This window comes from Psychrobacter sp. Arc9 (assembly GCF_041431295.1).
Taxonomy (GTDB): Bacteria; Pseudomonadota; Gammaproteobacteria; order Pseudomonadales; family Moraxellaceae; genus Psychrobacter.
On the sequence record NZ_JASMRK010000010.1, the window covers coordinates 1 to 25,100 of the forward strand.

Annotated in this window: 23 protein-coding genes; 12 read left to right on the plus strand and 11 right to left on the minus strand. The window is 42.6% G+C overall.

Annotated features, from left to right (window positions below):
• Positions 1-236: 236 nt before the first annotated feature.
• Together def and QO187_RS07195 are read left to right on the plus strand one after the other, a co-directional pair.
• Positions 237-791, plus strand: a complete 555-nt coding sequence (gene def / locus QO187_RS07190; protein ID WP_057757649.1) for a peptide deformylase — start codon at positions 237-239, stop codon at positions 789-791.
• A 146-nt stretch (positions 792-937) separates the two neighbouring features.
• On the plus strand, positions 938-2,113 hold the full coding sequence (locus tag QO187_RS07195) for a type III PLP-dependent enzyme (protein WP_102094882.1): 1,176 nt from the start codon (positions 938-940) through the stop codon (positions 2,111-2,113).
• 78 nt (positions 2,114-2,191) lie between these two features.
• On the opposite strand, the gene QO187_RS07200 is transcribed toward QO187_RS07195, so the two are convergent.
• From QO187_RS07200 to QO187_RS07215, 4 genes are all read right to left on the minus strand, one after another.
• Positions 2,192-3,118 carry a hypothetical protein gene (locus QO187_RS07200; RefSeq protein WP_102094815.1) on the minus strand — a complete coding sequence of 309 codons (927 nt, stop codon included), beginning with the start codon at positions 3,116-3,118 and terminating at the stop codon, positions 2,192-2,194.
• A gap of 98 nt (positions 3,119-3,216) precedes the next feature.
• Positions 3,217-4,047, minus strand: coding sequence for a 4-hydroxy-tetrahydrodipicolinate reductase (dapB, locus tag QO187_RS07205; RefSeq protein ID WP_102094816.1), 831 nt, complete (start codon positions 4,045-4,047; stop codon positions 3,217-3,219).
• 172 nt (positions 4,048-4,219) lie between these two features.
• On the minus strand, positions 4,220-5,356 hold the full coding sequence (gene dnaJ / locus QO187_RS07210; RefSeq protein ID WP_057757637.1) for a molecular chaperone DnaJ: 1,137 nt from the start codon (positions 5,354-5,356) through the stop codon (positions 4,220-4,222).
• A gap of 251 nt (positions 5,357-5,607) precedes the next feature.
• Positions 5,608-5,736: a hypothetical protein gene (locus QO187_RS07215; protein WP_264757037.1), complete on the minus strand. Its 129-nt coding sequence runs from the start codon at positions 5,734-5,736 to the stop codon at positions 5,608-5,610.
• Positions 5,737-5,779: 43 nt separating this feature from the next.
• Here QO187_RS07215 and QO187_RS07220 point away from each other — a divergent pair, with 43 nt between their 5' ends.
• Complete coding sequence (locus QO187_RS07220; protein WP_102094817.1) at positions 5,780-6,430, plus strand: DUF2939 domain-containing protein; 651 nt, start codon at positions 5,780-5,782, stop codon at positions 6,428-6,430.
• A 153-nt stretch (positions 6,431-6,583) separates the two neighbouring features.
• On the opposite strand, the gene QO187_RS07225 is transcribed toward QO187_RS07220, so the two are convergent.
• On the minus strand, positions 6,584-7,648 hold the full coding sequence (locus tag QO187_RS07225; protein WP_102094818.1) for a thioredoxin fold domain-containing protein: 1,065 nt from the start codon (positions 7,646-7,648) through the stop codon (positions 6,584-6,586).
• 377 nt (positions 7,649-8,025) lie between these two features.
• Positions 8,026-8,730, minus strand: a complete 705-nt coding sequence (locus QO187_RS07230; protein ID WP_102091327.1) for a pseudouridine synthase — start codon at positions 8,728-8,730, stop codon at positions 8,026-8,028.
• 196 nt (positions 8,731-8,926) lie between these two features.
• Here QO187_RS07230 and QO187_RS07235 point away from each other — a divergent pair, with 196 nt between their 5' ends.
• The 4 genes from QO187_RS07235 to QO187_RS07250 all read left to right on the plus strand — a co-directional run bounded on the left by QO187_RS07235 (position 8,927) and on the right by QO187_RS07250 (position 12,156).
• Positions 8,927-9,529 carry a YigZ family protein gene (locus QO187_RS07235; RefSeq protein ID WP_102094819.1) on the plus strand — a complete coding sequence of 201 codons (603 nt, stop codon included), beginning with the start codon at positions 8,927-8,929 and terminating at the stop codon, positions 9,527-9,529.
• A 363-nt stretch (positions 9,530-9,892) separates the two neighbouring features.
• Positions 9,893-10,990, plus strand: a complete 1,098-nt coding sequence (locus tag QO187_RS07240; RefSeq protein ID WP_102094820.1) for a YheT family hydrolase — start codon at positions 9,893-9,895, stop codon at positions 10,988-10,990.
• Between the two features lie 59 nt (positions 10,991-11,049).
• Positions 11,050-11,601, plus strand: coding sequence for an acyl-CoA thioesterase (locus tag QO187_RS07245; protein ID WP_057757622.1), 552 nt, complete (start codon positions 11,050-11,052; stop codon positions 11,599-11,601).
• Positions 11,602-11,778: 177 nt separating this feature from the next.
• A complete protein-coding gene (locus QO187_RS07250; RefSeq protein WP_102094821.1) occupies positions 11,779-12,156 on the plus strand; it encodes a DsrE family protein in 378 nt (125 codons plus the stop codon).
• 98 nt (positions 12,157-12,254) lie between these two features.
• Here the strand turns inward: QO187_RS07250 and QO187_RS07255 are convergent, their stop codons facing one another.
• Entirely contained in the window at positions 12,255-14,147 is a 1,893-nt protein-coding gene (locus QO187_RS07255) for an AAA family ATPase (protein ID WP_102094822.1), read from the minus strand.
• 182 nt (positions 14,148-14,329) lie between these two features.
• Here QO187_RS07255 and QO187_RS07260 point away from each other — a divergent pair, with 182 nt between their 5' ends.
• Positions 14,330-15,373 carry a nitronate monooxygenase family protein gene (locus QO187_RS07260; RefSeq protein WP_102094823.1) on the plus strand — a complete coding sequence of 348 codons (1,044 nt, stop codon included), beginning with the start codon at positions 14,330-14,332 and terminating at the stop codon, positions 15,371-15,373.
• Between the two features lie 25 nt (positions 15,374-15,398).
• Here QO187_RS07260 and QO187_RS07265 read toward each other — a convergent pair whose 3' ends face one another.
• Positions 15,399-16,118 carry an aspartate/glutamate racemase family protein gene (locus tag QO187_RS07265; RefSeq protein ID WP_102094824.1) on the minus strand — a complete coding sequence of 240 codons (720 nt, stop codon included), beginning with the start codon at positions 16,116-16,118 and terminating at the stop codon, positions 15,399-15,401.
• A gap of 340 nt (positions 16,119-16,458) precedes the next feature.
• Between QO187_RS07265 and QO187_RS07270 the strand changes: the two genes are divergently transcribed.
• The 3 genes from QO187_RS07270 (at position 16,459) to QO187_RS07280 (ending at position 19,290) form a co-directional block, all read left to right on the plus strand.
• Positions 16,459-16,713 carry a DUF2798 domain-containing protein gene (locus QO187_RS07270; RefSeq protein ID WP_102094825.1) on the plus strand — a complete coding sequence of 85 codons (255 nt, stop codon included), beginning with the start codon at positions 16,459-16,461 and terminating at the stop codon, positions 16,711-16,713.
• 402 nt (positions 16,714-17,115) lie between these two features.
• Complete coding sequence (locus QO187_RS07275) at positions 17,116-18,093, plus strand: zinc-binding dehydrogenase (RefSeq protein WP_102094826.1); 978 nt, start codon at positions 17,116-17,118, stop codon at positions 18,091-18,093.
• A 192-nt stretch (positions 18,094-18,285) separates the two neighbouring features.
• Complete coding sequence (locus QO187_RS07280; RefSeq protein WP_102094827.1) at positions 18,286-19,290, plus strand: YhdH/YhfP family quinone oxidoreductase; 1,005 nt, start codon at positions 18,286-18,288, stop codon at positions 19,288-19,290.
• Between the two features lie 144 nt (positions 19,291-19,434).
• On the opposite strand, the gene QO187_RS07285 is transcribed toward QO187_RS07280, so the two are convergent.
• The 3 genes from QO187_RS07285 to QO187_RS07295 all read right to left on the minus strand — a co-directional run bounded on the left by QO187_RS07285 (position 19,435) and on the right by QO187_RS07295 (position 23,749).
• Positions 19,435-20,481, minus strand: a complete 1,047-nt coding sequence (locus QO187_RS07285) for an RES family NAD+ phosphorylase (protein ID WP_102094828.1) — start codon at positions 20,479-20,481, stop codon at positions 19,435-19,437.
• 278 nt (positions 20,482-20,759) lie between these two features.
• Positions 20,760-22,370: a glutamine-hydrolyzing GMP synthase gene (gene guaA, locus QO187_RS07290; RefSeq protein WP_102094829.1), complete on the minus strand. Its 1,611-nt coding sequence runs from the start codon at positions 22,368-22,370 to the stop codon at positions 20,760-20,762.
• 221 nt (positions 22,371-22,591) lie between these two features.
• Positions 22,592-23,749, minus strand: coding sequence for a MalY/PatB family protein (locus QO187_RS07295; protein ID WP_102094830.1), 1,158 nt, complete (start codon positions 23,747-23,749; stop codon positions 22,592-22,594).
• 366 nt (positions 23,750-24,115) lie between these two features.
• On the opposite strand from QO187_RS07295, the gene QO187_RS07300 reads away from it, so the two are divergent.
• Positions 24,116-24,934 (plus strand): hypothetical protein, encoded by an 819-nt coding sequence (locus tag QO187_RS07300; protein WP_102094831.1) that lies wholly within the window; start codon positions 24,116-24,118, stop codon positions 24,932-24,934.
• The last annotated feature ends 166 nt before the right edge of the window (positions 24,935-25,100 follow it).

Genomic DNA, 25,100 nt, shown 5'->3' on the forward strand with positions numbered 1-25,100 from the left:
AAGGACTGAGTCCTGTACAGTACAGAACTCAGTCCTTGAAATAAACGTAAACCGTCCAAGATTTGGGGTTCAGTTCAACTAAGCGAGGTTTTTTTTGTATCAATAAACATAAGCCTCTCTATTCTACAGACTTATAAAACCTGATATGAACGGGAAAGTATTGATAAGCATTACTTTTGTCCCCATTTATCTTATAATACCAACCCTATTTTGTCCCTATCATTGAGGTGAGCGTTATGGCACTACTCCCTATCTTAAGTTACCCAGATCCTCGCTTGCGTACTATCGCCAAGCCTGTCAAGGAAGTGACTGCTGAAATCAAAACCTTAATCGCAGACATGATCGAGACGATGTATGATGCTCAAGGCATTGGGCTTGCAGCCAGTCAAGTGGATCATCATATTCAGCTTATCGTTATGGATTTGTCTGAAGACAAAAGCTCTCCTAGAGTTTTTATCAATCCAAAAGTCACGCCACTGGTAGAAGAAAAGCAACCGTATGAAGAAGGCTGCTTATCTGTACCTGATGTCTATGACAAGGTCGAGCGTCCTAATAAAGTCCGTATTGAAGCGTTAGACGGTAACGGTGAGGTCATCGACGAAGTAGTCGAAGGACTGCTTGCTGTTTGTATCCAGCATGAAATGGATCACCTAAATGGCGTAATCTTCGTTGACTACTTGTCTCGTCTTAAACAGACTCGTGCTCGTGATAAAGTTCGCAAAGTTCTTAAAATACGCGAAAAGCAAGAAGCTCAATCAGCAGAAAAACAGACACAAGCCGTCAATTCTTAAAGCCCTACTCTTTATTCTTATCTTTTTTATTTCGTCTTTATCCTTCACATAGTTACGTCACAGTGAGTGTTAATATTTAGCATTCACCGTTTGGCGATAATTTTTCTAACCGATACAGTTTCCACAAAAGGTTTACTACTATGACAATGATCAAAATTGACCAATATTTTGAACCTGCCAGCTGGCAGAAATTTACCAAGGCTGCTGAAGGTCGCGAGACGCCTTTCTTGGTAGTTGACCTTAGTCGAATCGAAACCAAATACCATGAAATGGTAAGTCTTTTTCCTAATGCAAAACTGCATTATGCAATGAAAGCTAGCCCTGCGGTGGAAGTAATCAATTTACTAGCAAACCTTGGTTCTAACTTTGACTGTGCCTCTATTTATGAGCTTGATCGCGTGCTTGGTTGCGGCGTTGATCCATCTCGTATCTCGTATGGCAACACCATCAAAAAAGCTGAGCATGTTAAATATGCCTTTGAAAAAGGCATCGATCTATATGCGACTGATTCAGAAGCGGATCTAAAAAACATTGCCAAACACGCTCCAGGCTCTAAAATATTTGTTCGTATCTTGGTGCAAGGATCAGAGACAGCAGAATGGCCATTATCACGTAAGTTTGGTTGCCATCCTAATATGGCCATCGACCTACTGGTTCAAGCACGCGAGCTGGGCTTGGTGCCTTATGGTATCTCATTCCACGTTGGTAGCCAGCAAAAAGACGTCGCTGCATGGGATGATGCGTTAGCCAAAGTTAAATATATGTTTGACTGGATGAAGAACGAAGAAGGCATCAAGCTACAAATGATCAATTTGGGTGGTGGCTTCCCGACCAATTACATCAGCGAAGTTAACCCTATTAAAGTCTATGCGGAAGAGATTACCAGCTATCTGACTGACGACTATGATGATAATGAGATGCCGGAGATTATTTTAGAGCCGGGTCGTTCGTTGGTTGGTGGTTCAGGCGTTTTGGTCAGTGATGTGGTACTGATCTCTCGTAAGTCTGATACCGATTTGACTCGTTGGGTATATACCGACGTTGGTCTATTCCAAGGCTTAATCGAGACGCTAGGTGAAGCTATCAAGTACCCTGTCTATACGCCTAAGATGGAGACGTCTACCAGCGAAGGTACAGTAGTACTGGCAGGCCCAACCTGTGATTCAACTGATATTATGTATGAAGAAGCAGGTTATCAGCTACCAGAAGAGCTTGAGATTGGTGATAAAATCTACTGGCTCACTACTGGTGCTTATACCAATTCGTACTCATCGGTAGAGTTCAATGGTTTCCCACCGCTAGAAGTGGTTTATATTGACTAGTACTTAATGCTACTCCACAAAAAAGCGCGGCACGGTTAATACCCGTATCGCGCTTTTTTGTACGTAACGATTTCATAACTAGTCAACTCGTAAGGAAATAGGCACGCTATTATTAGTATTAATAGTTCGGCTACCGTTACTGGTGCTACTGCTTGAGTTTTGTGAAGCTTGTCCAATCGTCACCCACTGTCCACGCGGCACAATAATCGTACTATTCAATCTTTGACCTCGAATAGCATTGCTAGCACTGCCAGTAGAGTTGTCAGTAGAACTCATTTGATTATAAGGTGAATTCGGCTGCACTAAGCTTTCTTCTACTTGGGATAGTTGTACTTCCACCTGTCCATTGGGCAGCAGTCTTGGTGTGACGGCAATCCCTTGTGTCGTTGGCAGTAGTATTTGCTGCTGAATCACGATCTGTGGTTTGAAATTATCGTTAGCTGAACGATGATAAGTTGAATAGTTATTAGCATTATAGGTTTGAGTCAGTGAGTAGAGCGTACCTGTGCTGATACTCGCCGCACTGCCAGATAATGTTTGTACTTGATATAGATTAGTACTCTGCTGCTGGCTGCTACGCTGACTAATAACCCCTGCACCTTGAATACCACGATTGGTAATAATGACTTGACCCTGCTGAATACTACCTTGCAGGCCACTACTATTGCCAACACGTACGGCGACCGTCAATGCCTGTGGCTGACGGTCAATCTGAGACAACAATTGCTGTACCGCCTGATAATTGCGTGCCGTCGTTCGCAGTACCAATTTATCTTGATAGGTAGTCACCGTACCACCGTCTGCGCTACTATTTAATTGCTGCCTTACTGCAGGTAGTAGGCTAGCCCCGCCATAAGTATGGATAACATAGGTTTGAGCAGTACTAGCTTGTACGGTTACTGGTAGAACCGCTAGACTCAGTGCAAAAGCTGATAGGCTGGCAAGGTTGATTGTACAAATAGCACTAATCAGTTTATGTCTAATATAACGTTTGATACTATTCATACCTGCCCCCTTGCTGCTATTAAGTCATCGAGCCATCAGTTATAACTTTGTAGTCAATCATTAACCATTAACCATTAACCATTAACTATAAATAGTCGTTAGTCACTTAATCCAAGCACGTCCTGCATGTTGTACTGACCTACTTCCTGCTCAACAACCCAAGTTGCGGCACGTACGGCGCCAGCGGCAAATGTCATGCGCGCACGCGCACGATGGGTAATCTCGACCACTTCGCCATCTGCGATAAACATCACAGTATGGTCGCCTACGATTTCGCCACCACGTACAGCGTGGATACCAATTGTCCCAGATTCGCGCTCGCCAGTTTGTCCTTCGCGGCCATAGATAGCGACGTCTTTTAGGTTTTGTCCACGAGCTTCTGCGACGGCTTCAGCCATCATATATGCGGTACCAGAAGGTGCATCGATTTTGTGCTTATGATGTGCTTCGATGATCTCTACATCAGCATCATTACCAAACGCTTTGGCAGCCATACCGAGTAGCTTCAATGATAAATTAACGCCTGTCGAATAGTTACCCGCATATACGATAGTGATTTTCTCACTTGCTTTTGCCAGTACTTGTTCTTGCTGTTCATTGAATCCTGTGGTACCGATGACCATAGCAACATTATGCTCAGCACAAACTTGCATGTTTTTTTCAGTGGCGTCAGGCAAGCTAAAATCAATCAGCACATCGATATCACTAATCACAGCGGCTAAGTCATCAACGATTTGTACACTTAAATGACCGATAGCAGCAACTTCGCCGGCATCAGCACCGACTAGGCTAGAGCCTTGACGCTCAATCGCTGCTTTTAATGCAGTTTGTGGATTGTTTTGTACTGCCTCAATAAGCATACGACCCATACGCCCGCCTGCACCGATTACCCCAACGTTGATAGATTTATTATTTACTTGTTCGCTCATGTTTTTACCTTAGATGTTTTATATTTGGTGAAATTATTTTTGACCATATTTATCGTAAGTTTAGCAAATATCATCACATGAATGGCTTTTTATACCATCAATAAAAAGCCCAAAGGTTTCATGTGAAACCTTTGGGCTTAGTTTAATACTAGCTACTTAGTTAGACTGTTTCTTAATCGAATAAATCGCCGATTTTTTTGAAGAACGACTTTTTATGTGGCGACTGTTGATGCTTGCTGTCGTCATCCAACGTGTCCTGGAATTGGCGTAGCAAGTCTTTTTGCTCACGAGTCAGATTCACTGGCGTTTCGATAACCACACGGCAAATCAAGTCACCTTTCATAGTAGTTCGGACTGGCGTCACACCTTTGCCGCGTACACGCAGTAACTTACCGCTTTGCGTACCTTCTGCCACTTTGATTTTTACTTTGCCATCTAAGGTTGGGATTTCGACTTCTTTACCCAATGCTGCATCAGTGATGCTTACTGGCACATCCATATATAGGTCAGCGCCTTGGCGGGTAAATACATTGTGCTGTTTGACGCGTACTTCGACATATAGATCGCCATTTTGTACGCCAGCGCCGCCCGCTTCGCCTTCGCCTGCTAGACGAACGCGATCACCGTCATCGACGCCTGCAGGGATAGAGACTTCTAACGTGCGTGATTTGTCTTTTACGCCGTTGCCATGACAGTCTGAACAAGGGTTTTTGATCTGTTTACCAGTACCGCCGCAATGAGGACAAGCTTGCTGTACCGCAAAGAAACCTTGCTGCATACGTACTTGACCTTGGCCATGACAAGTCTGACAGGTAACCACATCGGAAGCATTTTTTGCCCCTTTACCATCACAGGTATCACAAGGCGCAGGAGCCGTGAAACTGATTTCTTTTTTGCAGCCACGTACAGCTTCTTCTAATGTCAGCTCAATCACATAACGCAAGTCAGAGCCGCGACGCGAACGCCCACCGCCGCCGCCACGTTGCTGACCGAAGATATCACCGAAGTTACCAAAGATATCGCCAAAGATATCTTGGAAGTTGCCGCCACCTGCGCCGCCGAAGCCGCCGCCACCCATGCCGTTTTCAAAGGCTGCATGGCCCATACGGTCGTAGGCTGAACGTTTCTCTTCGTCGCTCAATACTTCATAAGCCATTGAAGCTTCTTTGAATTTGTCTTCCGAATCAGGATCATCAGAGTTGCGATCTGGATGGTATTTCATGGCAAGCTTACGGTAGGCTCGCTTAATTTCTTTGCTGTCAGCGGTCTTGCTGACACCTAATATTTCATAAAAATCGCGCTTACTCATGCTCTCTCCTATCGTCTTTACAGCCACACCGGTTCGTCAAATCATCAGCTCAATTGATAGTTGTCTTAATCTTATTCGTGGTTCTTAGCTAATAGATATATATAACGTTTCACATGAAACACAATAATTCACCATGCTATAGAACCATAATGCTTAGACTTAACCAACAAATACGGTGTAGGCTGCTTAGCCAAATCAATTATAAAAAGTTTGCGCTATTTATGGAGATGGTCTGCTGATTTATCAAGCTCTTAAATGATGAAATTAGCAGTTGGCATCGCTGCGGCAAAAGCCAAACGATTCATTAAGGTTACTGCAAAGCTTTTCGTACCTGAGCGGTGCCCAGTCGTGCTAATATTTACCGTCACATCTACGGTCATTTATACTCATAGTGATGACGATTGCGACAAGGTATTAAGTCTTATGAAAAAGCTGGTTATTCTATTAATCATCATTGCGATAGCAGTATATGCAGGCTCGCCTTACTACAGCGCTTATCAGCTCAAAAACGCTTATGACGATAAAGACGGTGCCACTATCGCAGCGGCTATTGATTACGAGCAAGTGCGACCAAGCGTCCAAAATCAGCTAACCAGCCAGTTTGCGACGACAATGACTAAGTATCCATTAATTTCTGAATTGGGCGGTGAGCCGTTGACCGAAGCCGCGAATGGTTTTATCGCGCAGGCGGTTGAAGGTGCTATCACGCCGCAGAATATCGAAAAAGTGATTAATACCCAAGGTCAAGCCAATACAGCAACCAAAGAGCTAGCCGCAGCATGGGCCATCGCTAGCGATCAAGTCGACTTGAAAAACCTAATTCAGAGCTTAATCATTCAGCGCGGTGATGTCGATGCCGTGGTCAAAAGCCAAATGCAGCAAGTCATGAAAAAACAAGCGGCAGAACTTGAGCAGCAAGTCGCCCAAGGCAATGACAGTGAAAAGCCAACGCTGAGCTACTGCGGTATCAATTGTTTTAGTATTAGTGGTCAGGTAAAAGGCTATCCTCTTACTATCGAGATGCAGCGTGAAGGGCTTATCAATTGGAAAATTGTTGATATCGTCTTACCATAAATTATTTAATACAGCTTTTGAGATGCAAAAACTTCTGAATAGAACCCAAAAAGACCGCCTTATGAACTGATTCATAAGGCGGTCTTTTTACGTTGTTTAGCAGTCAAATATCTTAATTTTTTAAACTAAAAAACACTTAACCATACCAGTCGATTATTCAACGCCCAAGAATTCTAGAAATTCTGGACTCTCAAAACTCGCCTGATATAGCACGCCATCTTCACGATAGATTGCAGGCGTCGCCATTACCGCGAGTCCAGCTGCTTTTTCACGATTGGGTGTTACATGGTCAACCGTACAACTTGCTGATGCAGGTGTCATTTCACCTGTCAGCATTGCCTTGTCAAATGCCTGACGACGACTGTCTTCATCCGCTTGGCACCAGATACCACGCATCTGCTTTGGTGACGCCTCATATATCGGATAGCCGATAACATTGACTGTCACGCCTTTTGCATTGAGCGAGGGGACTTGCTGATGTAATCGGCGACAATAAGGGCAGTTCACATCATCAGCTACATAGATAACAGCTCTCTCAGTAGTGGTTGCTGGATAAGTAATCAGTTGGCCTTTGTCCAATGACGCAAACACAGACTGGTTTTTACGCTTTTCAAAGTTCTCATCGAGGCCGATAAATTGACCATTTTCGATGACTGATATTTCACCATCGGTAATATACTGCGTATCGTCCGATAGTAAAAACGGCATGCCTTCTAGCGTTGCTCCCCAGATAACACCCGGTACTGCGGTATAAAAGAATGGCGTTTTAGCACTCATATTCTTAAGCGCAGCCATATTTGCTAGCATAGACGATTTGACTGAGGCACTGACAGGTTCGCCTACCTGTGCACTTGTGCTACGTACTGGTGTTTCGGTGATAACTTGCTTACTTGGATTCTTCTGTAGCTCACCTTGAATGACGTAGCAACCATCTTCGGTGATGTGCAGCGGCAACTGGCCAGCCAAATTCACTTGATACATATTGGGCAGTTTGGATGGCACAATAGAAGTAATCTGTGTTTTGATGCCTGCTTGAGTCAGTACTTGGCGCAATCGCTTATCGACAGTCGCACTCACTGCCTGAGCTACTTGCGAATTTGTAGTGCTTTGCGTTACGTTATTACTGTTGGCATCCGCTGAACTTGGCTGAGCGCAAGCAGTGGTTGCTAATAGTATGACGCTGATTAGGCTAGCGGACTTTAATACAGGTAATGTCACAGAGAGATTCCTATCTGGTTTTTAATAATGACGATTTTCGATATTAAGACCAATTCCAAAGCTATTACTAACTCAAAGGTAGCAATACATTTTCTGATTAGTCAGATTTTTAGAGTTGGTTTCAGGGTTGTCTGTCATAAAAATATAGATAAAAAAGACTGTAGTATATGGGATAGTTTTGCAAAACACTAAATGGCTAATGTCGCAAAACTGCTACTTAGCTTTAAGAGATAGGCAACACAGCCAGATAGTAGACATAAACTTAATATAGCAGACCGCAAAAAGCAGCACACTGGGTAGCGGCTGCTAATGGGTTTAAAACGATAATTTCAAGATAAGTATCAATGCCAAAGCTTAATAATCTCAGTGCTCATTTATTAAAACTTGGCAACTTCTTCTGGCGTTAAGAAACGACTGTCGCCTTTTTCTAGGCCTTCTAGATTGATATGACCGATACTGGCGCGGTGCAGCTCAGTTACTCTATTACCGAAGTAACCCATCATCCGTTTGACCTGATGGTATTTGCCCTGCTCTAATGTTAGGCGTGCATGTTTTTCATCAATGAACTCAAGAATAGCAGGCTTGGTTGGCTCATAATCACCCTCAAGCAAGATGCCTTCCGCCACTTTCTTCACGGCTTTCTCTTGTGCATCACTATCCATTGCATCTGCCAAAGTCAGCTCGTACACCTTTGCATGCTCGTGCTTAGGACTGGTGACACGGTGCAGCCAGCCGCCATCATCACTCATCAGTAACGCACCAGTAGTATCAACATCGAGACGTCCAGCGATACGCAGACTACCCAATTCTGGTACAGCAATCAGTTCGGTGACAATTGGATACTCTTTAACTTTTAGCGTGCACTCGAAGCCTTCAGGCTTATACAACAAGATATAGCGATTACCCGCAGCGACCGATAATGGCTCGCCTGCCCACATCACATCATCATTGACGACATCGACATGTAAGCCAGGATCTTTAACAACTTGATCGTTTACGGTGATTTCGCCGGCGTGCATGATCTTCTTTGACTCTTTGCGCGACAGCTCAGTGGCTTTACTAATGAATTTATCTAAACGCATACTATTTACTACCATCGGTTTTATTATACCAGCCCTAAATCAGAAACTAACGACGCCAGCACTCAGCCGTGAGCGGCTCGTTATCTTCGATGGTTAGAAATGGTACTATAATGAAAAATTAAATGAACACTGTGCTCAATACAAAGCCAGTGAAAGTCAGACCAGTTTAACATATCCAACCTAAGCCTGATGAAATATGAGCTATCAAACGCTAAAACGTGCCGTTACCACGAGACTCGAAATTAAAAAATCTGAGTTTATTGCTTATGCCTATCCGGTGACCTCTCGCGAGCAAGCAATGTTTCACGTGGAACAACTTCGCGAGCAATATGCCGATGCACGGCATTTTTGTTGGGCATACATCATCGGTGATCCAGATAATACCACTAGTGCTGGTTTCGATGATGATGGCGAGCCAAGTGGTACGGCAGGCAGGCCAATATTAAATGTCCTTCAGCATAAGTCGATCGGCAATGTGATTATCGTCGTGGTGCGTTACTTCGGTGGTATCAAATTAGGTGCTGGCGGTCTTACCCGTGCTTATGCAGGCTCTGCTCAAGCGGCCGTCGATGAAATGATATTAAACCCTTATGTACCGATGACCCAGATTCAGATACTGGCAGAATTTGCGACTGAAGCGCAATGCCGCTATATGATAGAGAGCCTTGGCGGTCATATCGACGATGTCGCCTATAGCAAACAAGTGACTTTAACCGCTACACTTGCTGAAGCAGATGTTGAAAGTCTAAAAGCCCGCTTAGCAATGGATGGTCGAGTATTGGATAAATCAGAAGACTAAAAAATTCTGACTAACTACTTATCGGCCGTTTTAGATAGTTCTTTTTTCAGTATATTTATTCGTTAAATTGTTTCAGGAGCTGTTGTTCGGTAAATTATTTTTAGCACCTACTTTTCAGTAGCTGTTTTCAGTAGCTGTTTTCAGTAGCTGTTTTCAGTAGCTGTTTTCAGTAGCTGTTTTCAGTAGCTAATTTTCAGTAGCTGTTTTCAGTAGCTGTTTTCAGTAGCTAATTTTCAGTAGCTGTTTTCAGTAATTATGCGTTCACTGAAAATTATTGGTTTTCACAGGTACTGGCGTTATGATAAAAAACCCTTATCACACTACTCTATTTGTTTTTCCACGATTATTAAATAAGACCAATATATGCCAACTTCAACCAAACCTTTTTCTCCAGCACCTTTTAAGCCACCATTTTGGCTGACCAATCCCCATCTGCAAAGCATCTTACCCAAGTTTTTTGCGCCGAAGGCACCCACCTACCGCCGCGTGGTCGAAAAAGACTCATTGGACGAGAGTGATATTGCCTATGACTTCTATGATGCGCACCCTATAGAAGCATCAAAAGATGGCGAGCTTGAGCAAACCCCATTGATTGTCCTCTTCCACGGCATGGAAGGCAGTAGTGACAGTCATTATGCGCGCGCACTGGCGTACCAAATGCACGCGCAAGGCTGGCATTTTGTAGTGGCGCATTTTCGCAGTTGCGGTGGTATTCCTGCTAGTGGCACAGTTTTTTATAATGCCGGCGATACGGACGAGGTGCATCATGCGCTACAGAATTTGCGTGAGCAGTATGCCAATATCTATGCCGTTGGTGTCTCATTAGGAGGCAATGCACTGGCCAAATACATGGGCGAATATGAGGACAAAGTCCTATGTAAAGGTGCCGTTGTTATCTCCGCGCCAGTCGATATGTCCTCAGCTGCCATTACTATGCACAGCTTTTTGAGTCATCGTATCTATACGCCTTATCTGCTAAACCCAATTATCAAAAAAGCATTGGCAAACGATCTCACGCAGGATGAAATCAACTCTATCAAAGCTGCCAATCGTATCAGTGATTTCGATGACATCTTTACTGCGCCGCGTCACGGATATCGCTCCAAAAACGACTATTACCATACTGCATCCGCCATGCCATATTTGCGCAACGTCACTCACCCTCTGCTATTAATCAGTGCAAAAGACGACCCTTTTATTGGCTTCACTGCTACCCCAAACGATGTCTCTGAGGCTGTCACTATCTTAGATACTGAGCACGGTGGACACATCGGTTATTTGCGTTATCGCTCAGACAACGGTCAGTCCAAAAGCAAATCATCTGTCCCCAATGATAAAGAGTCCAAGACTTCAAAATTCGATATTAACTGGATACCTGAAACTGTCAGCGCTTATTTTAATTGGATTGGTGTGGCTTCTACTAGAGAGTCTTCTCAGGATATGGGCTCTGACAATAAATAATCACTGTCATCAATGACAAAATAATAACGCCAACGTTTATAACCTTTTGAGAGTGTTTTATGTACCCATTTATCCGTTATGCTAGCACCATTGCTCATGCTGCTCTAAAAGCAAAAAAGGGCGATACACTGACGTTTAAGGACACCAGTGAGATTCAGTTCCGCTGCCGCTTATCCGATATAGATAATTTTTTGGAGATGAATAACGGCCGCGTATTTACGCTTTATGATTTGGGTCGTATGGACTTTGCGGTACGGACTGGGCTTGGCAAGCAGTTGTTAAAACAACGTTGGGGTTTGGTCATCGCTGGCAGCACTATTCAATACCGTAAGCGTATTCGCGCCTTTCAAAAAGTCACGCTCAAAACCAAAATCGTCGGCATCGACGCGCGCTGGCTATATATTGAGCAATCAATGTGGGTCAAAGGACAGCCCTGCTCATCTGGTCTACTGCGTACCGGTGTGACCAAAGGTGGCAGAGTGATTGACACGGCACAAGTATTGGCTGCACTTGGCCAATCTGACTGGGATCTACCGCCAACGGGTTACGTGGCTGAGTGGATCAAAAGTGATGCTGATCGACCGTGGCCGCCTGTCGATACAGCTGACTAACTTAACTTTATAAGCTAGAAATCCATTACTTTTAACTTATTTAACAGATAGTACAAGCAAGCAACCTTATAGCTACTATTTCATAACAACTCATTATATAAATACATATAATAAATGTTAGGATAGTAGTGAGTACATACTCAGACAAAACAAATATAGTCTTATAAGGAGAATAATATGGCTAATACAACAGATTATGTCGGTACGTTATTTGATAATAGCGAATCGAACCCAAGCAAAATTACTTTAGCATTTACCATGGCAGGCGTGGCACTGAAAAAAGGTCATTCTGCTACTGTGATATTAATAGTGGATGCCGTACATCTGGCAAAACCAAACGCGCTAGACAATGTAGATATCGGCGATCCGTTTGAGCCAGCTGGTAAGTTACTAGAAGCCTTTATCGAAAAAGGTGGGCAAGTATTGGTCTGCGGCGCTTGTATGAAACACAACGGTGTAGAAGAGTCAGATATCGACAAGCGCTTTGAAGTGATTAGTGGTGATGATGTGGTTGAGCTACTGATGAATGCGAAAGGGTCATTGCAGTTGAATTAAAATATAAGCAAAATCAGTTAATAAAGTTATAAGAATGGGTCAGTTTTCTTAAATACCTTAAAAAGGGTTATCAGTTTGAACTGGTAACCCTTTTTGATTTACCCTGCTGTTAACTCACTAGGCAAATGTTTTAGTAAATGCTGATGGCTATCACGATTGAACTGTAGGTAATTAAGAGCTTTTTCTTGAAAGTTGCCTATGTTGAAGTTTCTATTAGCTATAGTTTTTAAGCCTTTATCATTAATCACAAATAATGCTCTATCATAATCTTGACTATCTATAATATCTTGTAATTCAATTTCTCGAGTATCATGCCACTTGTCGATATTGATATTATCCGTAAAATGGGAATAATGATTTTTGACTTCGTCTCGTGTATTCCCTTTAGAAACATGAGAGCTTTTAAAATAGTAATTTATTTTGGCAGATATATAGTTTGCGACTTGTAGCTCTTTAGTATTAGACAGCTTTTCTATTACGGCTCTTTTTATAGTAGAAACCACATCTCCATTACACATCATCTGCCTACTAAAATCTCTTAGAAAGCCTTCGTCAAATAGTAAGTTTTCAACTTCTGACACGTTCAATGAAAACACGTTTTGAGCTTGTAGACTTAATAGCCTATCAGGATCATGGTGATCTGAATCGATCAAGCCGAATGACTCTGCTGTCTTGTTAGGTAGCTCGTTAAACGCTTTTGTATAATTGATAACATCGAAGCATGTTTTAACTGGCGTAATAGTGAAGTTCGGTAATAAAATATTATAAATTTTCTCATCGATTTTACCACTTTCGCTTTCACAAAATAGAATACGTTTACGGCTACCTAAGAGTTTCAAAAGTAAGGCTTCAGGAAGCTCATTACTTGGTATGTTTTCTATCTCCCATTTATCAGGATGATTGAAAGATTTTATCCATACTTTTTTAGCAGTGTTTCGGCTGGTAGCAAACTCTAAATCATGAGTAAGATAGACAAATATACAATCCTCTCGCTCTGTTTCTAGGATATCCCACAGCTTACTTAGAAGTGTTTTATGGAGATATATTTCTGGTTCATCAACAATAATAAAACCATCCTGAGGTGCTTGTAGTACATGTGCTATATAGTATAAAACAACTTTTTCACCATCACTCATTTGATATGCAGGATAACTATCTTCAGAAGTTAAAGCCTTCAAATTAATATTAATACCATCAGAGCACTCTAAAACTCTATGCTCAATAAGTGAATTCCAAATTTCTATAGCTTTAATTAGCTTAGATTCTGGCACACTACAATTTTCTCCGTTCCTCACAGACTGAACATATTTGTTATTTAAAGTATTATTTTCTGATAATAGATTATTTAATAGAACTTTAAACTCATTTTTGATTACATCAGTTTCTGGAGAATAGTTAGAATCTGAAACTGACTTGAATCTAGTAGATTTTTCATGAGACTGTGACTCTTGTAAGTCTTTTGTAGTGTCAATCGGGTTAGTAACATTCTTAAAAACAGGAATGATTAGCAATTTTTGAGCCGAAATTGTCATTGCGGACTTTGGTAAGTACTCTTTTAATTTTGCTGATAAAGTAGATTTACCGCTACCATTTGCACCTATTGCTACGATATTATTATGGAAAAAGTTGAACTTGCTAAATAGTTCTAGGTTGAAATTTGCTATCTTTAAAGCGTTGTTAAGTTTATTCAGTACATCAAAGTAGTGATCCTTAATAAAAGGTTTCTGTTCTTCTTTAACATCTTTTGTACTTATACTTAGCTCCGGTTTAAAAGCATCTATAATTCTCAAGCTATCATCAACAACTTGGTTTCTGTAATTTATTTTTGACGAAAATATTTCAGTTTTCAGACTTTTCAACCTTGCAAAATATTGCTCAGCTTGTTCAAACAGTGGAGAATCTGCATTACAATATAAAGCTAACTCTTTATTTTCTAAGACTTTCGTATGAGAAGCATCGAATACTTTAGTTAGTGCATCATCATAAGACATTTTGAACTCCTAGATTTTATATACAAACACTTTAACAGCTTCAATAAAACATTAGGATAGTTTTTCAAATGCAAAAACCCACCCCTCCTATTTCCTAACTAAATAAACACTATCTCACATACTCTGTACTCAGCTCTGTTAAAGTAAGTCATGCAAACACCCTACTAAAAAGGCAGCCAGTCATGAGCTTACTTGATACTCTGAATTTAACCTACCCTGTCGTCCAAGCACCCATGGCAGGAGCAACCACACCTGAGCTGGCAGCGAGGGTGAGTAATTTTGGTGGGCTGGGCTCATTAGGGTCTGGCATGACTGCGCCAAATGTTTTGACCAGCCAAATTGATACCATTAAATCGCTCACCGACCGTCCGTTTATGGTCAATCTCATGGTATTGTCTGAGCAAGAATCTACGACCTTTGATACCGAAATCCCCACTTGGCTGAGTGAGTACTATCAAGACAATAATATCGAATTTACACTACCTGAACGCCCCGCGCAGAGCTTCGCAGAGCAGCTACAAGTGCTCTATGACAACCCTGTGCCTGTTGCCAGTTTTACCTTTGGCATTATCAGTGCTGAGCAAGCTCAGCGTCTGCAAAGTTTCGGCACACGCGTCATCGGTACCGCTAATCATCCATTAGAAGCAAAAGCATGGGCAGATATTGGCGCAGATGCGGTATGTGTACAAGGGGTCGAAGCGGGTGGACATCGCGGTGGTTGGTTACCACAAAGTGAAAGCGATCCATTGGGATTATTGACTTTGATTGGCCAAACCCGCGCCTGTACTGATATTCCTTTGATTGCAGCAGGTGGCATTATGACAGGACAGGATATCAAAGCAGTACAAGCGGCAGGTGCTGAGCTTGCACAAATGGGAACGGCGTTCTTGACCACCGACCAATGCGGTATCAATAATATTTATAAACAAGCCTTACTCGATGCCAGTCACAGCAGGCGCAGCTCAGAAACGCGCTTAACTCGATTGTTTTCAGGTAAGCTCGCTCGTGGTTTATTAAACGATTATCTGCGTGATTTTGCTCAATTTGAAAGCGCTGATGAGCTACCGCCCTACCCACAATTAAATGCCATGTCCAAATCTATGCGAGCTCATGCCTCTAAAAATATGGATGCAGAACATCAATCTTTATGGGCAGGACAAGGGGTAACTTTGGTCAAACAAGAAAGCACGCTTGAACTGCTTGAGCGACTGGTAAAAACGTTATAGGCTTAAATATTTTTATCAGTCCGCGCTAATCTAATAAAAAATCTACCGCCGCAGCTGCATGAATAGCTGTGGTATCAAATACAGGTATCGGGCTATCAGCCTGTTTGATAAGTAAACCAATCTCTGTGCAGCCCAAGATCACACCCTCTGCCCCTTGCGCTGCCAAATCTTTAATCACTTGACGATAATACTCTCGTGAGCTGTCTTTAAACTCACCGACACACAGCTCTTTTTTGATAATGCGGTGCACTTCTGCTCTTGCCTCATCTTCTGGTATCAATACTTGTAAACCCGCATCAATCAGACGCTGCTTATAAAAATCTTGAGTCATCGTAAACTGAGTACCAAGTAAGGCTATTTTGGTAAGATTTTGTTTTTTGATAGCACCAGTAGTCGCATCAGCGATATGAGTCAACGGCAAGTCTGTGGCGGAGCGCACGTCATCGACAAGTTTGTGCATCGTGTTAGAGGCAATCATGATTCCTTGTACGCCAGCTGCTTGTAGACGCTGAGCGCTGCTAGCCATTATCACGCCTAGCTCGTCCCATCTGCCTTGCTCCTGTAACGTATTGATCAACGCAAAATCCACACTATGAATCAACAAATCTGCTGAATGTAGTCCGCCAAGCTGTTGCTTGATACCTTCATTGATCAGACGATAATAGCTCTCGGTACTCTCCCAGCTCATACCTCCGATGATTCCTAATGTTTTTTGTTGAGACCCTCGTTGCTCTTGAACTGCCATACTATACCCCTAGTGGTTTTTGTTCTTAGTTATAGTAAGTTATCGTAGCAAAATCGACTGTTGAGAACGCGCTATTTTTAGAGATATCCGTTTTAGAAATAATCTCTTCAAAAAGCTTTAAAATGCTGCCTTAAAGACAATAATCATATTAATAACATATCGCAAACCCTACCATTGATAATAACGATTTTACCCGTTTGACCTCACGGAGTATGATGAACACTGGTAGCCAATACCTTATCCATTTATTATGCCTGCTCACCACCTAACTATTAACTTACAACGTATGCCCGCATCATAGGCTGGGCATAGCTAACACTATGTAGGACAACCGAATACTATGACCAACTTCCCCACTATCAGAATACGTACGCGCCGCAAATATTACCGCCTTATATTTACAGGTCTAATGGCGATGATGATGTCACTGATTATCTCGTCAGCGCTATTATTAGTAAAAGTAGGCTACGTTGATGGCTTTTTTACAGAATTGATGCATTCTTGGGGACTGGCCTTTATTTTTGCGTGGCCAAGTGCGTACATCTGCGCCTATCTAGTACAAGAGCATGTACTGAGCAGGATAGAGTTTTATTAAACAGTATCGATAGCTATCATAATTCTGAGTCATCGTCGTTATAAGATAGTTTAGATATAGGGCAAGCAAGTCAAGGTTCTATAGAGAATAGACTGAACTAGCCTAATGCCGTACTCCATATATATGCGATTGACTATCTAACGCTAGAGAATATGACCGATGTAAGCCAAGCTTTCTATAACAAAATTCCGTTAGCGCAAATGTATCCAATTCCTAGACGACCAGTCTATTTTTAAGTATAGTGTCTTTGTTAGTCGATAACCTCTAAGCATCATTATCATGGTATCGTTTCTACTAGAAGAAAAAATACATCGATGAGTGATCTCAATGACATGATGTTTATAGTCGGTTATTCATACACTTATACGTAAATTAAATCATAAATATATAAAGGAAATCATCATGCGTAGTGCTATTCATAACAGCTTTGGCAAACCCTCCAACGTATTAAGCGTTGGCGACAGTCCCATGCCGCAGCCTGCTGCCAACGAAGTCCGTATCAAAACCATTCTCTCCCCTATTCATAACCATGACTTGCTAACCGTAAGTGGTCAATACGGCTATAAGCCTGAGATGCCAGCCATCGGTGGTAGTGAAGCGCTAGGTATTATCGATGCCGTGGGCGATGATGTGACAGATCTAAGTGTTGGTCAACGTGTGGCTTGTGCCAGTGTGCACGAGACGTGGGCGGAGTATTTTGTCGCCCCTGCCAGCATGGTATTTAACATGCCTGATAGCATCGAAGACGAGTTGGCTGCCCAACTGATTGCGATGCCGTTATCTGCCCTAATGCTATTAGAATTCCTGGAAGTAGATAAAGGTCAATGGATTATTCATAACGCGGCAAACGGCGCTGTCGGTAAAACGCTTGCGATGCTAGCAGCAGCACGCGGTGTAAATACGATTAACCTCGTACGTAGTAAAGACGCGATAGAAGAGCTGACCTCACTCGGTATCAAAAACAATGTCGTCACCGCTGATGATGACTGGAAAGACCAAGTTCGCGCTATCATTGGTGATGACAAGATAACAGCAGCCGTCGATTCAGTCGGTGGTGAGTCGAGCAACGAGCTACTATCATTACTTGGTAGCAAAGGCACGCTGGTCTCATTTGGTATCATGTCAGGCAAGCCAATGGCACTAGACGCTGGCAGCTTGATCTTTAAGCAAGCCGTTGTAAAAGGCTTCTGGGGCAGCAAAACCAGTCAAGAAATGGATCTAGACAACAAACAACGTCTAATCGATGAGCTACTAGAACGTGCTTCGAACGGCGACCTAAAATTACCAATCGAAGCCATCTATAGTCTGGACGACATCACGACTGCCGTTTCTGGAAAAGTACAATCAAGCAAAAAAGGTAAAGTTATCCTAAAACCTTAAGTGATACTTTAACCTTGTAATGATTGTCATTAAAGGCATCATAAATATGAAAAGTCCATTTGTATTACTCGTTAGATAATACTATGGGCTTTTTTATTCTAACCATGCTGTTGTCATGATGACTCTAATGTAATTAGAGCCATCAACAATTACTCATCAACCCATATAATAAGATTTAATAAGGATATAACTATGTCAAACGATACAACCTTCAAAGCCTTAGTCGTCGAAGAAACCAGTGATGGCGAATTCAAAAAAAGCATCCAAGAGCGCAAAGTTAGTGACTTGCCAGAAAATGACTTGCTCATCGAAGTGCATTATTCATCATTAAACTTTAAAGATGCGATGTCAGCCACTGGTAATAAACGAATCACCAAACAGTACCCACATACCCCTGGTATCGACGCCGCTGGCGTGGTCGTCAGTGATAAATCAGGCACGTTTAGCGCAGGACAAGAAGTATTAGTATTCGGCTATGATCTCGGTATGGATACCGATGGCGGCCTCGGTCAGATGATATCTATACCAGCAGATTGGGCGCTACCTTGCCCAGAAATGCTGACGCTAAAAGAAGCAATGACCTATGGTACTGGCGGTCTAACCGCAGCACTAAGTGTCCAAAAGCTAGAAAAAATGGGCGCAAAACCAAGTGATGGCCCAGTCGCTGTAACTGGTGCAACAGGTGGCGTCGGTACAATCAGTATCGCTATCTTAAAGCAGCTCGGCTATGAGGTGATTGCATTCTCAGGTAAGCCAGAGCAAAGCGAACACTTAAAGGCATTAGGCGCGAGCGAAGTACGTCATCGCGATACCATCAATGAAATCGGTAACAAACCTGTCGGCCGTGAGCTATGGGCAAACGCCATTGATACTATCGGCGGCGACTATCTATCTAACTTGCTCAAACAAACCAAGGCGGGCGGCGCAGTGACGAGCTGTGGTCTAGCGGGTGGTGCTGAGTTTTCGATGTCGGTGATTCCTTTTATCACCCGCGCGGTGTCGCTATTGGGTATCGACTCGGTTTATATCCCATTGGCTGATAAAGAAGCCATCTGGAAACGTGTCGCTACCGATATGAAGCTGCCTAATCTTGAGAGCTATGGTGAAGAGATTACGTTAGAGCAAACGCCAGAATACCTAGATCGCTTTATGTCTAGCAAAGTGGTTGGGCGTTATGTGGTGAATGTGAAGGGTTAGGTTTTAAGAGTTAGCGTTATAAAGAAAAGGCAGCATCTCTTTTGAGGTGCTGCCTTTTTTTGGGAACAGGTAAATGGTTAAAACTTGTATTCGTTCACCACTATAAAATCTTCGAAAGTACTCGTTCAATAAGAATGAATAAGGTTAATTCACATCTGCTGGGCCAAAGAAGTAATCATATACAACCCTATTTAGAACTAGCTTATTTATACTTACTACTTCAACACGTTTATCTTCTATAGGTTGCCCAAAAATAGCAATGTTCGGAATTTTACCAGAGATTTCAATCTCTCTAAACTCATCTATTCTATTATCTAAACTTTGATATATAGAAGGCAATGGTAGCTTGCCTAGTCTAGCCTGTGTAAAGAAGGATGGAAAAATGATACCGTCAAAACCTTTCTCATAGGCTTCCAAACTTAGCAACCTTAAAATTTCGTAAGAATGCTTACCAGCATAGAACAACATCATTAGAGAAATATTTAAACTCTCAAACTCAGTACACTGTTCTGAAATTGATGTACTCAAATCTAACATTTTTAAGCTTTTCGCAGGTCTAACTGTAGCGACGTACAACTCATCAGTCACGCTTACTCTACATTCATGAATACAAACTTCCAAATCCTGTGAGGCATAAAACACCTTGAAATCTTTTGAATCTAGTCTGCCTTTTCCTGGGAAAGGCGAGCTATCATACTCGCCTATATTACTAGGTTCACTCGGCTCAACTCTCAATCTATAGAATACTTTTGAACTGTTAAGCTCAAAAATAGGGTATTCATTGATTATTCTCTTTATTATATACATTCTCTTATTTTCATCTTGGAGTTCTTCCAAGGGTGTAATATAACCTAGAGTCCATAATCTAGGCCCATAGTGAAAAAATCCCACACCAAGATATTTTTCAAATAGCTTTATATCTTGATTAATATCATCAGTACAAATAATGCTTGTTTCTTGATGCTCATTGAACTGGATGCGGGGTGCGCCTCCATAATCACTTTTAATGCTACTTCCCATTACGAAAAACTGATGAGCTAAATCATTTAAAATATTCTTTGTCAGTTTATAGCCCTTACTCTCATTACAACCTTTACAGCTCGTATTGCTTTTAGTACCGAGCTTCTGTGCTGAAATTTTTAAACCTTGATTAGAAAAACAACTTGAACATAGAACAAATGACTCTTTCATTTTTATACCAATAATGTCGATTATTTTTTTAATTTTACCTTATATATTAGTTAAATAAGTTGAATTAACTAGGCTAAATAAACCAAAAAAAACACCCAACCAAGTTGAGTGTTTTTTTATTGACGACAAGCTGTATATCAATTCAAAAAACTGAGTTGAAAAGCTGTTTAGATAAGTTTACGTAGTCTAAGATGGTAACAAGGCAGCCGAGCGCAGATAATACGTGTTTGTATATCTAGCGAGGTTAACGCCGTTACCGTTTAGAACACTTAAACAATTTATTCCCACTCAATCGTTGCAGGCGGCTTACTCGAAACATCATAAGTCACACGTGATACTTCAGCGATTTCATTCATAATGCGGTTCGATACTGTCTCGATCAAATCATATGGCAGATGCGCAAAGCGAGCCGTCATAAAGTCTACGGTCTCAACTGCACGTAGCGCGATTACCCATGCATAGCGGCGACCATCACCGACCACGCCGACAGATTTGATTGGTTGGAATACCGCAAAGGCTTGCGCGGTTTTGTCATACCAGCCTGAACGCTCAAGCTCCTGCATAAAGATAGCATCGGCAAGACGGAGGATATCAGCATATTCTTTTTTCACTTCGCCAAGGATTCTCACGCCTAGACCTGGCCCTGGGAACGGATGACGGTAAATCATCTTCTCTGGTAGGCCAAGCGTGATACCAAGTTTACGCACTTCATCTTTAAATAGATCGCGTAACGGCTCAACCAATTCAAACGCCAAGTCATCTGGCAAACCGCCAACGTTATGATGGCTCTTAATGACGTGTGCTTTACCTTGATGTGACTTAGCAGATTCGATCACGTCTGGGTAAATCGTACCCTGTGCTAAGAACTCAACAACTTTACCATCGCTCTGCTCGCTCACTTGACGCGCACTATCAGCGAATACGTCGATGAAGGTTTTACCAATGATTTTGCGTTTTTTCTCTGGATCAGACTCGCCTGCTAGCGCATCTAAGAACAAATCTTCGGCATCAACACGGATGACTTTTACGCCCATGTTTTCTGCAAAGATTTGCATCACTTGGTCGCCTTCATGCAGACGCAAGAGACCATTATCCACAAACACACAAGTCAGCTGATCGCCAATGGCTTTGTGCAATAGTGCTGCAACGACTGAGCTGTCCACGCCGCCCGATAGTCCGAGCAATACTTGCTTGTCACCGATTTGCTCTTTGAGCTGCGCAATACGCATATCAGCGATATTGTCTGGCGTCCACTCACCAGCACAATCGCAAATCTGATGGACAAAACGACCTAGCAGCGCTTGACCTTGTAGGGTGTGCGTCACTTCTGGGTGGAACTGTAGACCGTAGTATTGCTTGTCATCATTAGCCATAATCGCAATCGGGCAGCTTGGCGTACTAGCAATGATGTCAAAGCCTTCAGGCGCTTCGATGACTTTATCACCATGGCTCATCCAAACGTTTAGCTTGGCAGCCGCGCCGTCAGTCTTGCTGTCTTCGATACCGTCAGTCAGCTGCGAATGCCCATTTACTTCGATAGTCGCCGCACCAAACTCATGAATATCACTGGCATGAACTTGCCCGCCGAAACGATCTGCCATTGCTTGCATACCGTAGCAGATACCTAGTACTGGTACGCCTAGATCAAATACCGCGTCGTTAATACGTGGGCTATTTTCTGCGTGGACGCTCTCAGGGCCACCCGATAGGATGACGCCTTTTGCGCCAAAATCGATGATGCGCTGAGTGTCAATGTCATAAGGGAACATCTCACAAAACACCCCAGAATCGCGCACACGGCGAGCGATTAACTGGCTATATTGCGAGCCAAAATCGAGGATTAAGATGCGATCTTCTTTGATTGCAGGAGTGGCAGCAGCAGTGGTCATAAATCGATATCCATCAATAGATAAATTGGTGCCCTATTTTAACAAGTTTACGCCCTCTATTGGCTATTAGATGGTTAATTATTCGCGATTATTATTTGCGCATACCCTCAATTTGAATAATCACTCCCTAAGTAAGGATCAAAATAAGCAAAGAGTAGACAGCAAACCCAATTACGAGCAAACTATCTTCTTCTCTATTCATCAGCCATTTACTAGGTTTACTACGTAATATCACTCAAAGCTGAGTGCATACGATTTAACCCTTGTATCAATACTTCTTTAGGACAGGCCACATTTAGGCGCATCTTTAAATGCCCTTCTTTGCCATATTTAATGCCAGCGTTTAACTCAACTTTGGCGGCTCTAAGCGCATCATACAGCGCTTGATCGTCTTGGCTATATGCTGAGCAATCTACCCAAATTAGGTACGATGCTTCTGGGCGCATGATTTTAATATTATGCAAATGCTCATTTAAAAACTGCACGGTCAATTCAATATTGGCCTCGATATAATTAAGCGCCTGCTCTAGCCACTCACCGCCGTGCTCGTAAGCACTACGCATGGCTGTATACGCAAATAGGTTCAGCTCGTACTCATCATTTAACTGCTGCTGCTGACTGATTTTTTTGGTTAGTGCCTTATCTTTAGCGAATATCATAGAGCCTTTGATACCAGCGATGTTAAAGGTTTTGGTCATCGAAGTCAGGCTGACGACGTTGTGCTCATAGCCTTCTGCCAGCGTCAGATATGGCGTAAATGTATGACCAGTCAAGGTCAAATCTTGATGAATCTCGTCACTAACAATCGCCACGTTGTGCTTTTTACAAATCGCAAGTAGCGCTTCCAGCTCGTCCCTCGTCCATACACGCCCGCCAGGATTATGTGGATTGCACAGTAGATAAAGCTTAACCTCATGCTCGATGATTTTGGCTTCGATATCAGCCAAATCTAAATGATATTTACCTTCGACTTCCTTTAATGCAGAGAGCACAAGCTTGCGGCCATTTTGCTCAACCTTACTCATAAAGGGTGTATAAATAGGATCGTTGACCATTACCGCCTCGCCTACCTTGGTAAAGACATTCATCATCAGCGTTAGGCTTGGCACGACACCAGGGGAAAACAAGATATTCTGCTTCTCTAACTGCAATTCATAACGACTGCCATGCCAGTTAATAATCGAGTCGTATAAAGCATCAGTAGGCTTGGTATAACCCAAGATGCCATGCTGCATGACTTGCTCAACCGCACTTAATATCGGTGCGGCAGCCTTAAAATCCATATCCGCGACCCATAGCGCAATCGTGTCATCGGTATAGTGCCACTTAAGTGAGCCGGTATCGCGTCTGTCGATTATTTCATCAAAGTTATATTGCATTGCTACTCTTCTTATTTGGAATAATAATGGTTTGAAACGTCAAAAACACATCGCAATATGTGCACTATATTATCAATATACGCTACGCTATCTGCTCTAGTAGATTAAGGCGCATTCGATTTTTTACAAATAATTAAAGTGCTTTTAGACTTTAATTATCCATTTATCGGCTTAAATAACCGTCAAAGATATAAAGTGAACATTGTTTTAATAATGATTAAAAATTAATGCTACATTAAGGTTTCGGACTCTATCTATCATAAAGTTGTTTGTGCCAGAGTGCGCTGATGTTGCCATGATTATAATCTATCAACATCTACCCAAACTATCTAATAAGCCATCAAGGCTAACAAAAAGGAATGAAGAATGAAAATGGACTTGTTACCGAAATCAGTACTAAAGATTAGTGCCCTCACTTTTGCCATTGCTGCAACCGCTTCTTGCACTGCTATGGCAACAGGAACTGACCATCAGACTGCAAACGCAACTAGCAGCACCGCCATCACTCTTGGCAATGCTGCCACAACTAGCGGCACCAATGATACCGTTGCCATCGGTAGTCAGGCCAATGCAGGATTAAACTCAGCTACTGCGGTTGGCGGTCAAGCCAACGCTGCTGGTCTAGGCTCAACCTCTATCGGTTGGCAGTCAAAAGCCACTGCCGAACGTGCGCAAGCTTTTGGTCATCTAGCCAATGCAAGTGGTGTACGCTCTACCGCTGTCGGTGAGGCAGCTATGGCAGGTGGCAATAATGACACGGTTGCTGTCGGTAATAAAGCCAATGCAGGTCTCAACTCAGCCACTGCCGTAGGCGGTGAAGCCAATGCTGCTGGTCTAGGCTCAACGTCTATCGGCTGGCAGTCAAAAGCCACCGCTGAACGTGCACAAGCGTTTGGTCATCTAGCCAATGCAAGCGGTATGCGCTCTACCGCTGTCGGTGAAGCGGCTATGGCACAAGGCGCAACTTCGGTGGCGGTCGGTAATAAATCTATGGCAGGCGGCATGAACAGTATCGCTATCGGTAACGAGGCGAAAGCATCCAAAGACAACCAAGTCGTCCTAGGTAACGCTGGACAAGTGCAGTCGAGTACCGCAGCACAATCAGGTACGGTCAGAATCGTCACGATCGATGACAACGGCACTTTGGGTACTATGATGGTTGATTACTACAAGTCGGCTAAATAATCGTCAATCACAGCTTAGTTTCTAACGCTGGTACAGATGTAATTAGCTACACTCAATAAAATAAAAAAGACCTCGCAATTGCAAGGTCTTTTTTGGTTTGCTTGGTGGTATTTTGGAGTGCTGCGTTAGATTTTGTGGTTATCAGAGTTATTATAAAATTGGAGCT

What these genes read in the sequence shown, in the direction of transcription:
- def (WP_057757649.1), top strand. Translation starts at nt 237, where the DNA reads ATGGCACTACTCCCTATCTTAAGTTACCCAGATCCTCGCTTGCGTACT.
- QO187_RS07195 (WP_102094882.1), top strand. Translation starts at nt 938, where the DNA reads ATGATCAAAATTGACCAATATTTTGAACCTGCCAGCTGGCAGAAATTT.
- QO187_RS07200 (WP_102094815.1), bottom strand. Translation starts at nt 3,118, where the DNA reads ATGAATAGTATCAAACGTTATATTAGACATAAACTGATTAGTGCTATT.
- dapB (WP_102094816.1), bottom strand. Translation starts at nt 4,047, where the DNA reads ATGAGCGAACAAGTAAATAATAAATCTATCAACGTTGGGGTAATCGGT.
- dnaJ (WP_057757637.1), bottom strand. Translation starts at nt 5,356, where the DNA reads ATGAGTAAGCGCGATTTTTATGAAATATTAGGTGTCAGCAAGACCGCT.
- QO187_RS07215 (WP_264757037.1), bottom strand. Translation starts at nt 5,736, where the DNA reads ATGACCGTAGATGTGACGGTAAATATTAGCACGACTGGGCACCGCTCA.
- QO187_RS07220 (WP_102094817.1), top strand. Translation starts at nt 5,780, where the DNA reads ATGAAAAAGCTGGTTATTCTATTAATCATCATTGCGATAGCAGTATAT.
- QO187_RS07230 (WP_102091327.1), bottom strand. Translation starts at nt 8,730, where the DNA reads ATGCGTTTAGATAAATTCATTAGTAAAGCCACTGAGCTGTCGCGCAAA.
- QO187_RS07235 (WP_102094819.1), top strand. Translation starts at nt 8,927, where the DNA reads ATGAGCTATCAAACGCTAAAACGTGCCGTTACCACGAGACTCGAAATT.
- QO187_RS07240 (WP_102094820.1), top strand. Translation starts at nt 9,893, where the DNA reads ATGCCAACTTCAACCAAACCTTTTTCTCCAGCACCTTTTAAGCCACCA.
- QO187_RS07245 (WP_057757622.1), top strand. Translation starts at nt 11,050, where the DNA reads ATGTACCCATTTATCCGTTATGCTAGCACCATTGCTCATGCTGCTCTA.
- QO187_RS07250 (WP_102094821.1), top strand. Translation starts at nt 11,779, where the DNA reads ATGGCTAATACAACAGATTATGTCGGTACGTTATTTGATAATAGCGAA.
- QO187_RS07255 (WP_102094822.1), bottom strand. Translation starts at nt 14,147, where the DNA reads ATGTCTTATGATGATGCACTAACTAAAGTATTCGATGCTTCTCATACG.
- QO187_RS07260 (WP_102094823.1), top strand. Translation starts at nt 14,330, where the DNA reads ATGAGCTTACTTGATACTCTGAATTTAACCTACCCTGTCGTCCAAGCA.
- QO187_RS07265 (WP_102094824.1), bottom strand. Translation starts at nt 16,118, where the DNA reads ATGGCAGTTCAAGAGCAACGAGGGTCTCAACAAAAAACATTAGGAATC.
- QO187_RS07270 (WP_102094825.1), top strand. Translation starts at nt 16,459, where the DNA reads ATGACCAACTTCCCCACTATCAGAATACGTACGCGCCGCAAATATTAC.
- QO187_RS07275 (WP_102094826.1), top strand. Translation starts at nt 17,116, where the DNA reads ATGCGTAGTGCTATTCATAACAGCTTTGGCAAACCCTCCAACGTATTA.
- QO187_RS07280 (WP_102094827.1), top strand. Translation starts at nt 18,286, where the DNA reads ATGTCAAACGATACAACCTTCAAAGCCTTAGTCGTCGAAGAAACCAGT.
- QO187_RS07285 (WP_102094828.1), bottom strand. Translation starts at nt 20,481, where the DNA reads ATGAAAGAGTCATTTGTTCTATGTTCAAGTTGTTTTTCTAATCAAGGT.
- guaA (WP_102094829.1), bottom strand. Translation starts at nt 22,370, where the DNA reads ATGACCACTGCTGCTGCCACTCCTGCAATCAAAGAAGATCGCATCTTA.
- QO187_RS07295 (WP_102094830.1), bottom strand. Translation starts at nt 23,749, where the DNA reads ATGCAATATAACTTTGATGAAATAATCGACAGACGCGATACCGGCTCA.
- QO187_RS07300 (WP_102094831.1), top strand. Translation starts at nt 24,116, where the DNA reads ATGAAAATGGACTTGTTACCGAAATCAGTACTAAAGATTAGTGCCCTC.